The sequence below is a fragment of the Exiguobacterium sp. UBA6282 genome (genome assembly GCF_002440475.1).
In the GTDB taxonomy this organism is placed as follows: Bacteria; Bacillota; Bacilli; order Exiguobacteriales; family Exiguobacteriaceae; genus Exiguobacterium_A.
On record NZ_DJUM01000023.1, the window covers coordinates 90,839 to 99,807 of the forward strand.

The 8,969-nt window shown below is 45.0% G+C and carries 11 protein-coding genes; 6 read left to right on the forward strand and 5 right to left on the reverse strand.

Annotation, left to right across the window (positions count from 1 at the left end):
• Positions 1-51 precede the first annotated feature (51 nt).
• The 5 genes from egtD to B2751_RS07670 form a co-directional block, all read right to left on the reverse strand.
• Positions 52-1,008 (reverse strand): L-histidine N(alpha)-methyltransferase, encoded by a 957-nt coding sequence (gene egtD / locus B2751_RS07650; RefSeq protein ID WP_290774047.1) that lies wholly within the window; start codon positions 1,006-1,008, stop codon positions 52-54.
• The gene (gene egtB / locus B2751_RS07655) at positions 1,008-2,288 is read right to left on the reverse strand and encodes an ergothioneine biosynthesis protein EgtB (protein ID WP_290774050.1); all 1,281 of its coding nucleotides are present in this window, start codon (positions 2,286-2,288) and stop codon (positions 1,008-1,010) included. The genes egtD and egtB overlap by 1 nt, the downstream gene beginning before the upstream one ends.
• A 124-nt stretch (positions 2,289-2,412) precedes the next feature.
• Positions 2,413-3,396, reverse strand: a complete 984-nt coding sequence (gene guaC / locus B2751_RS07660; RefSeq protein WP_035407471.1) for a GMP reductase — start codon at positions 3,394-3,396, stop codon at positions 2,413-2,415.
• A 158-nt stretch (positions 3,397-3,554) separates the two neighbouring features.
• A complete protein-coding gene (locus B2751_RS07665) occupies positions 3,555-4,061 on the reverse strand; it encodes an NUDIX domain-containing protein (protein WP_290774053.1) in 507 nt (168 codons plus the stop codon).
• A complete protein-coding gene (locus B2751_RS07670; RefSeq protein ID WP_290774056.1) occupies positions 4,048-4,605 on the reverse strand; it encodes a GNAT family N-acetyltransferase in 558 nt (185 codons plus the stop codon). Before B2751_RS07670 ends, B2751_RS07665 begins: the two co-directional genes overlap by 14 nt.
• Positions 4,606-4,747: 142 nt before the next feature.
• Between B2751_RS07670 and B2751_RS07675 the strand changes: the two genes are divergently transcribed.
• The 6 genes from B2751_RS07675 to B2751_RS07700 all read left to right on the forward strand — a co-directional run.
• Positions 4,748-5,005 carry a hypothetical protein gene (locus tag B2751_RS07675; protein ID WP_056062036.1) on the forward strand — a complete coding sequence of 86 codons (258 nt, stop codon included), beginning with the start codon at positions 4,748-4,750 and terminating at the stop codon, positions 5,003-5,005.
• A gap of 247 nt (positions 5,006-5,252) precedes the next feature.
• Positions 5,253-5,453 carry a cold-shock protein gene (locus B2751_RS07680; protein WP_023468529.1) on the forward strand — a complete coding sequence of 67 codons (201 nt, stop codon included), beginning with the start codon at positions 5,253-5,255 and terminating at the stop codon, positions 5,451-5,453.
• 82 nt (positions 5,454-5,535) lie between these two features.
• Complete coding sequence (locus B2751_RS07685; RefSeq protein ID WP_290774060.1) at positions 5,536-5,901, forward strand: nuclear transport factor 2 family protein; 366 nt, start codon at positions 5,536-5,538, stop codon at positions 5,899-5,901.
• A gap of 124 nt (positions 5,902-6,025) precedes the next feature.
• Positions 6,026-7,096 carry a 3-phosphoserine/phosphohydroxythreonine transaminase gene (gene serC / locus B2751_RS07690; protein ID WP_290774062.1) on the forward strand — a complete coding sequence of 357 codons (1,071 nt, stop codon included), beginning with the start codon at positions 6,026-6,028 and terminating at the stop codon, positions 7,094-7,096.
• Positions 7,097-8,254: a phosphoglycerate dehydrogenase gene (locus tag B2751_RS07695; RefSeq protein WP_056062043.1), complete on the forward strand. Its 1,158-nt coding sequence runs from the start codon at positions 7,097-7,099 to the stop codon at positions 8,252-8,254.
• A 14-nt stretch (positions 8,255-8,268) separates the two neighbouring features.
• The coding region (locus B2751_RS07700) for a DUF1015 domain-containing protein (RefSeq protein WP_290774074.1) at positions 8,269-8,969 on the forward strand (701 nt) is incomplete at its 3' end.

Below are 8,969 nucleotides of genomic sequence, written 5' to 3' on the forward strand. Positions count from 1 at the left end.
ATGCTTTTAACGGAAGCTTACGTGTAGGAGTGTTTTTTAGTTATGACGCCGTTACATTTTTTCTAAATAATGCACGCTAAATCTTTTGTCATCATCAATCCAGCAATTGACCGGATGAAAACCACTTTGACGAGCGAGTGTCTCAAACTCTTCTTTACTGTATTTATAGGAGTTCTCCGTATGAACCGTCTCCCCCTGTTTAAACGGAACCGTCACGTCTCCGACTTGTACTAATTGATCAAGTTGACTCCGAAGATGCATTTCAATTCGTCCTTTTTCTTCATTATAAAAAGCATGATGTTTAAATCGGGTCACATCAAACGTTCCATCGAGCATTTGGTTCAAGTGCGTCAACATGTTCAAATTGAATGCTGCCGTGACACCGGCTGCATCGTTATAAGCACGTTCAAGGACATCGATCGATTTTTTTAGATCAACGCCGATCAAGAATCCATCTCCACTTTCAAGGATCCGCGATGAATGACGTAAAAAGTGCATCGCTTCCTCCGGTTCAAAGTTCCCGATCGTCGAACCCGGGAAAAAGATGACCCGTTTTTGAGACTCCTCTACCGGTAAGGAAATGGCTTGTGAATAATCACCACAAACAGCTTTAATATGCAATGCAGGATACCGCTCCGATAATTGACGAGCAGATTCCATCAAAAAGTCTTTTGAGATGTCGATCGGCATGTACGTATCCAAGTGCGTAAACGTCTCAAGCAACATCTGGATTTTACGACTGCTTCCACTTCCATATTCGATCAGCGTATGCACATCCCCAATACTCTGAGCGATTTCCGCTCGGTGTTGCTCCAAGATAGCAAGTTCCGTTCTTGTCGGATAATATTCCGGTTGTTGCGTGATCTGCTCGAACAACTGGGAGCCGATATGATCATAAAAGTATTTCGCCGGTAAGACTTTTTGTTCGCGCATCAGACCTTCGATGACTTCTAAACGCATGTTTTGTTGCGGAGTATATAAGTCGTAGCCAATGACCGTCTCGCGCATCACATGTCACCCGCCAATCGGAAGCCGCCAAATAACCAGCGTTTATCGGGTGGGAAGAAGTTTCGGTACGTCTCGCGAATATGATCGTCAGGCGTCACGCACGCTCCTCCACGTAGTACCATTTGATTACACATGAACTTCGCATTGTACTCTCCAAGTGCTCCCTCGAGTGGTTTACTGCCTGGGTACGAACTATAAGGACTTGATGTCCATTCCCAGACGTTACCGAACATGCTCGCAAGTGTCGTCTCTGACTCTTTGACTACGACTGGATGAAACGTACCATTTCCCATCATGTTGCGCTTCGTAACGGAATCGACTTGACGAGAAGCCCATTCCCATTCCGCTTCTGTCGGCAAACGCTTCCCTTTAAAACGGCTGTAAGCATCCGCCTCATAAAAGCTAACGTGACAGACTGGTTCGTCGAGCCGCAATGGTTCGACGCCATTCATCGTAAAGATCGTCCATTCTCCCGCGTCATCCTTCATCCAATATAATGGCGCTTTCCAGCCTTCTTTTTGAACCGTTGCAAAGCCATCAGATAACCAATACTCTGACTTTTCATAGCCACCTGCTTCAATAAATGCCAAATACTCCCCGTTCGTGACAGGACGTGTCGCTAATTCAAACGGATGCAGCCACGTTTTATGGCGCGGACTCTCGTTATCAAACGCAAAACCGTCTCCTGTATGACCAATCTCGACGAGTCCTTCCTCAAATGGGATAAAGGATGTTTCCATGAGTGCATTTTCAGGCACGTCCAGTTCTAACGACTTTGACTGATAGGCAGGTAATAACGGATTCGTGAAAAAGTTATACTTCACGTCCATCAAAATCAATTCCTGATGTTGTTGTTCGTGTTGTAGTCCCATCTCGACCAATGCTTCGATTTTTCGTTGGTCTTCTGGAGTCCGTTCTTCTTTCAAGAACTCGATCATTTGTCCATCGACATATGCCCGGTAAGCGATGATGTCCTCGACGGTCGGACGTGACAACATTCCCCGTTGTTGACGAGGTTGATAAGGTCCGATTGAATTGTAGTACGAGTTAAACAAATAATTGTATTTCGGATGGAAGACTTGATAGTTTTCACTATATTCCTGTAGTATCATCCGTTCAAAAAACCAAGTCGTATGGGCAATGTGCCATTTTGGCGGACTCACGTCTGAACTAGCTTGAATGATGAAATCCTCTGCTTCGAGCGGTTCGATTAAGGCGATCGTTTGGTTGCGAACGGTTGCGAATTTTTCAATTAAGTACGATGTCGTTTCAAATAGCATGTCAATCACTCCCTATCCAAAATATTCCGAATTTTTCGGTCCATTTGACTTATACCCCTCCTATGGAAGAGTTATGCTAAGGAAACAAAAAAAGTCCGCTCTGTTAAGAGCGGATTCATCATATTTAAAATACTTTATCACCGTTGAAAATCGAGTTTTTGACGACGACGTAGTCGACCGTCCGAATCGCCTTCAATTTATTTCCACCAGCGTATGAGATCGCTGATTGCAAATCTTGCTCCATTTCAATCAATGTATCTGCTAGACTTCCTTTATGCTCGACGAACATCTTTTTCCCTTCAACATTCTTGCGTTCGCCTTTTTGGAACTCAGAAGCAGAACCGAAATATTCCTTGACGAGCACCCCGTCCACTTCATGTGTCTCACCAGGCGATTCTTCATGCCCTGCGAAAAGTGAACCGATCATGACCATCGAAGCACCGAACCGAACCGACTTCGCGATATCCCCATGCGTCCGAATACCACCATCGGCGATAATCGGTTTGCTTGCTGCCTTCGCACACCAACGAAGTGCTGCGAGTTGCCAACCACCTGTACCGAAACCTGTTTTAATTTTCGTGATACAAACTTTACCTGGTCCAATCCCGACTTTTGTTGCGTCTGCTCCTGCGTTCTCAAGTTCGCGTACCGCTTCCGGTGTACCGACGTTTCCAGCAATAACGAAACTTGTTGGCAAAAGCGATTTGATGTGGCGAATCATCTGAATGACTGCTTCCGAATGACCGTGTGCGATATCAATCGTGATGTATTCAGGAGTTAGTCCCTCTGTCGCGAGCTGTTCGATCAGCTGATATTCTTCTTCCTTGACACCGACGCTAATCGAAGCGAACAGTTGACGCTCTTGCATCATACGAACGAACGCTAGACGTCGTGCCGGTTCGAATCGATGCATGATATAGAAATAATCGCCTTCAGCTAAGAACAAAGCAATCGATTCATCAATGATCGTTTGCATGTTTGCGGGTACGACCGGAAGCTTGAAACGACGACCGCCGAACTCGACTGACGTATCACATTCCGAACGACTACCAACGATTGATTTTGCTGGAATTAATTGAATATCTTCATAATCGAATACTACATCCATGAATAACACCTCTAATTACGAATATTTTTTATATATCGGCAATAATCATTCGCCCATTGACTACTATAACGAACTGTTATCATAGTGTCAAAGAAATTTTCGTGTTTTTAAGGTTTTTCATGAACTTTTTTAGTTAACAAAAAAATAATGTTCGGATTTTAACAATATTGTTGTTGTAAATCAGTCAACCACTGCTCTTCCCAATCGAAATAACTCGATGCCTCCGATTTCTCAAACACTTGATCAGGATAAGGCAAGGCAAGTGGCGGACGCTCATTTTTTGGAAAATAAGCCAGTTGCTTAGATTCCCCATCAATGGCCTCGAGCTTCCCACTGACTACCTCACATTCGAACATCGTTGCTACATACTCGACCTCGTTTCCGTCAGGATACGTAAGTCGAAACGATTTCCCACCAAATGTCGCGATTAGTCGGACGGGTCGAACGAATAGACCCGTTTCTTCATAGACTTCGCGAATGACTGCTTGTGCAGGGGATTCTCCTAGTTCAATCGCCCCGGCAGGCAAACTCCAAAACGGACCACCTGGATCCTGAAAAAGGATATGCCCTGCTTCGTTTCGAATGATTGCTGCGACGCATGGTGTAAACAGACATTGTGTTCCGACATGTCGCCGTAGATTGGCATAATAATCAGAGATTGGCATGACCTGACTCCTCCCGGTCTTCTTTTAATAGAGCAAACAAAATAAAATCTTCCCAGGCATCATTGATGAAGAGGTTTTGCTTCGCGATTCCTTCTTTACGAAATCCGACTTTTTCAAGAACACGAATCGATCCGACGTTCGCCGGCATGACCTCAGCACGAATACGGTGTAACTGATGGACATCAAATAGATGGTCTACGAACAATCCGACCGCTTGAGCCATATATCCTTTTCCACCATAGACGGCATCTAACTGATAGCCGATCATGCACGTCTCGGCTGGTCCACGCTGGATGAACATCGCTGAGACATCGCCAATCAATTGATCGGTCTCTGATAAAAAAACACCGTAAGCATAATAAGCATCTTGTTTCATCAACTCTTGATGACGAAAAATTCGTTCCCGCTGCCCCTCTAACGTGTACTGTTCGGGTAACGGCTTAACTGGCATCCAGTATTCGAAGTGTTCACGATTTCGTAAGTTCATCTCAAGAAGAACTGCCGCATCATCTAAGACATACGGGCGAATATATATAGGTAACATCATTTTTCCTCCTTTTGATTATTATCTTTAGTTCAAGAAGTTTGGGTGTTTCATAATTCATCCAGCGGGAATCTACATAATAGTTCCATTACATTACTGTGACAGCATACTATAGAGAAAACTGTCGAAGAAGGAGTGACCTATGTATTCAGACACTGATTTGCTCAATCAAATCAAACAGCGTGATTCTGTCGCGCTCGAACGATTATACGATCGTTACGAAAAAACACTCTTTCTTTTATTTCGTCGTACACAGGTCGATGAAGCACTTATTCATTCTGCAATGACCGAATTATTCCGCACTGTTTGGGAACAACCGACACGTTACCCGAACTTCCAAGGATTCATTTTGCATACATTACGACAACTCAGTAGTAAAAGAGAACATATTCCGACTTAATTGAAAGAATCAGTTATACTCTTTCGACACAGGTAAAATGAACCCTTTAATTCAATGATGTATTTAGAGAAGAACAGCTTACTTTGTTCTTTTTTTGTTTTGTCCTTTCTTTTTCGATACGGGCATGCTATATTATTAAGTAATTATTGTTGTTCGGTGGAGATACGAAGTGTTTCACTTTATATTCGATGAAATTGATCACGGTAGTAATAATCAGTGTGCCAGTCACACGCAGGAGGCAATACACATGGAACAAGGTAAAGTAAAATGGTTTAACGCAGAAAAAGGATTCGGCTTCATCGAGCGCGAAAGCGGAGACGACGTATTCGTACACTTCTCAGCAATCCAATCTGAAGGTTTCAAATCACTTGACGAAGGTCAAGAGGTTTCTTTCGAAGTTGAAGAAGGTCAACGCGGACCACAAGCAACTAACGTTGTAAAACTTTAATTTCTTTTAGACCCTGCTCCGGCAGGGTCTTTTTTTGTTTAAATATGCTACACTGGCGATTCAAGAAGAAAGGAGATGTAACATGACACTCGAACAAACCGTGCAACATCTTAAAGATGCTATGCTAAAAGGAGATTCATCAAAAGTCTCACATCTATTATCTCCCGAATTCACGTTCATCGATGCGTTAGGGCGATCGTTCGACGCCGAAACGTATCTTGATCATTACGTTGACCCTGCGAATATCCGCTGGTTATCCCGGACCGATGATTTTTCATACATTGATCACTTTGAAGATACAGCGATTCAGTATAGTTTAATAGAAGATCGTTTTGAATACGGGGCAACTCAATACGTAGGACGTTTCCGGATCGTATCAATCTATCGTGCTACGTCAGATGGTTGGAAATGGCACTTTGGTCAATTAACATCTCTTGATCCGTCGTGATGGATTCAAGAGATGTTTTTGTTTTCATTTTCCATTCATCGTTAGTTAGAATTGCTTCTCATTTTTCATTCCGTTACACTTGAGTGGTACATATTTTCTGAAAATTCAAGAAGGAGTGTATCCCATGACGGTTTATAACTTTTCTGCCGGTCCTGCAGTCCTTCCTGCCCCGGTCTTAATGAAGGCTCAATCCGAGCTACTTAATTATGAAAATTCAGGACAATCGGTTCTTGAAATGAGTCATCGTTCGCCAATCTTCGAATCAATTCGAGATGCAGCCGAACAATCATTGCGAAGGCTCATGTCGATTCCTGATACGTACTCCGTCTTGTTTCTTCAAGGTGGAGCTACACTTCAGTTCGCGATGTTACCCCAAAATTTAGCGACGAAGACCGGACGGATTGATTTCATCGATACCGGTGGCTGGTCGACCAAAGCAATTGCGGATGCCAAACAGTATGCGACGGTTAATGTCCTCGCCTCTTCTGCTGATCACGGTTATCGCTTCATCCCAGAAGGTCCGTTCGCGTCATCAGCCGACTATTTGCACATCACTTGGAACAACACGCTCGAAGGAACGACGTATCACACACCGCCTCACGTCGATGCGCCACTCGTCGCCGACGTTTCTTCTTCCATTTTGTCTGAATCTTTGCCAATCGAGGCATTTGATGTGTTGTACGCCGGTGCTCAAAAAAACCTTGGCGTCGCCGGTTTGACGGTTGTCATTGTAAAAAATGAGCTACTTGATCGTGTTCCGGATACGATTGGTACCTATTTACGGTATGACATTCATGCAAAACAACGGTCTTTGTATAATACACCACCGACATTCAGTCTTTACATGACGAAATTGGTGCTCGATTGGATTGAAAAGACGGGACTCGAGACGATTGAGTCAAGAANNGGAAACGTCTCACAAGCACGAATGTTATATGAAGCAATTGATCAATCCACTTATTTTCATAATCATGTAACCATCAAGGATCGAAGCCGGATGAACATTCCATTTTCGACTGGAAGTGAGACGGAAGACGCTACTTTCTTGAACTTCGCTGCGCGTCACGATCTAATCAATCTTGCCGGACATCGCTCGATCGGCGGGATGCGGGCGAGTCTCTATAACGCCATGCCGACTGAAGGGGTCGAAGCACTAATTCATATCATGCACCGTTTTGAACAGGGGGAACGTTAAATGTATCAAGTCCAACTATGGAATGATCTATCGGATAAAGGATTAAAACGATTCACAGACGACTATCACGTTCAGCGAGAAACAGAACAACCAGATGCCTTTCTCGTCCGCAGCAAGGATTTACATGATATGCGCTTTCCGGACAGTCTTAAAGCCGTAGCCCGAGCTGGCGTCGGCGTCAATACGATTCCACTCGATCAACTTGCGAACCGCGGGATTCCCGTCTTTTCGACACCAGGCGCTAATGCAAATGCCGTCAAGGAACTTGTCATCGGCAGTTTATTCTTAACGGCGCGAAAGCTCGTCCCTAGTCTGCTTTGGACGAACAACTTACGCGGACCGGATATTCCGGAGCGGATTGAAGCGAACAAAAAACAATTTGTCGGAACGGAGTTGCTCGGGAAACGAATCGGGATCGTAGGACTTGGAGCAATCGGCGCGAACTTAGCCAACACTCTCCATGAGCTTGGCATGACCGTTACAGGCTATGATCCACATATGTCCGTTGAGTCCGCTTGGCGTGTCTCAAATCAAATTCAGCGGGCAACACAGCTCGAAGATCTGCTCGCGACAAGCGACTACATCACCTTGCATCTTCCGCTCGTTGACGCAACGACAGGTTTACTCGATGCATCACTCTTGTCGAAGATGAAGCACGGCGCGACTTTGCTTAACTTCTCACGTGGCGAACTCGTCGATGAACAAGCATTAGCCGATGTACTCCGGTCTGGTCGTCTGGCTAATTATGTGACGGATTTCCCGAATGCCTTCATCTTGTCTCTTCCACGGGTCATCGCTTTGCCACATATCGGGGCATCAACGAGTGAAGCGGAGGAAAACTGTGCCATCATGGCGGTCGATCAACTGCGTCTTTTCCTTGAGACAGGAAACATCCGCAATGCTGTCAATTTCCCAGCCGTCGAGTTACCGTTCACCGGAAAACGACGGATTACGATTGCTCACCACAACATTCCGAACATGGTCGGTCAAATCGCCTCCGTGTTAGCGCAAGAGTCGATCAATATCGCGAATATGATCAACGGTAGTAAAGATGCCATTGCCTATACGATCATCGATATCGATAACCATGCAGACGAATTGATTTCGCTCGACCGACTGAATCAGATTCCTGGCGTCTTGAAAACACGTCTACTCTAAAAGGAGTGATCCCCATGCCAACGTTTGAACCTTTTGCAGCGTTACGTCCGGATTCAAAATATGCAGCAGACTTTGCTGCTTTGCCCTATGATGTTTATTCTCGCGAAGAAGCACGATCTGAGATTCGTCGTCATCCGCTGTCTTTTTTACGGATCGATAAAGCAGAAGCCACGCTTCCGTCATTAATCGCTGAAGATGATCCACGCGTTTATCAGCAAGCAGCTCTTGCCTTCGAAGAGAGTCAAACAAACGGCATCTTACAGCTCGACACGGACGAGACGTATTACATTTATCAACTGTCTGACGGGACACATATCCAATCCGGTTTCGTCGGATGTGTTTCCGTTAACGATTATGAAACGAATCAAATTCGTAAACATGAGTTCACGCGTCCGGACAAAGAGCGAGATCGTGTCCGACATGTCGAACATCTAAATGCTCATACGGGACCGATTTTACTTGCCCATCAAACGGATGCCCAGCTTCAAGAAATCGTCTCGACGATTACTGCAGGTGATTCTCTATACGACTTTACTGTCGATGGGGTCACACACCGAATTTTTAAAGTCATCGATCGCCATCATCTGTTGACGATCGGAAGCCAGTTCGCGCGCCACGACGCCCTCTATATCGCTGATGGTCACCATCGTGCTGCGGCGGCAGCCGTCGCTGCTAGTCGGACGGATCAGGAAGAAGCCCAACGCTTCCTTGGTGT

Excerpts from the sequence above, each read along its gene's own strand:
- guaC (WP_035407471.1), bottom strand. The coding sequence starts at position 3,396 with ATGGATGTAGTATTCGATTATGAAGATATTCAATTAATTCCAGCAAAA.
- egtB (WP_290774050.1), bottom strand. The coding sequence starts at position 2,288 with ATGCTATTTGAAACGACATCGTACTTAATTGAAAAATTCGCAACCGTT.
- B2751_RS07675 (WP_056062036.1), top strand. The coding sequence starts at position 4,748 with ATGTATTCAGACACTGATTTGCTCAATCAAATCAAACAGCGTGATTCT.
- B2751_RS07665 (WP_290774053.1), bottom strand. The coding sequence starts at position 4,061 with ATGCCAATCTCTGATTATTATGCCAATCTACGGCGACATGTCGGAACA.
- B2751_RS07670 (WP_290774056.1), bottom strand. The coding sequence starts at position 4,605 with ATGTTACCTATATATATTCGCCCGTATGTCTTAGATGATGCGGCAGTT.
- egtD (WP_290774047.1), bottom strand. The coding sequence starts at position 1,008 with ATGCGCGAGACGGTCATTGGCTACGACTTATATACTCCGCAACAAAAC.
- B2751_RS07685 (WP_290774060.1), top strand. The coding sequence starts at position 5,536 with ATGACACTCGAACAAACCGTGCAACATCTTAAAGATGCTATGCTAAAA.
- B2751_RS07680 (WP_023468529.1), top strand. The coding sequence starts at position 5,253 with ATGGAACAAGGTAAAGTAAAATGGTTTAACGCAGAAAAAGGATTCGGC.
- B2751_RS07695 (WP_056062043.1), top strand. The coding sequence starts at position 7,097 with ATGTATCAAGTCCAACTATGGAATGATCTATCGGATAAAGGATTAAAA.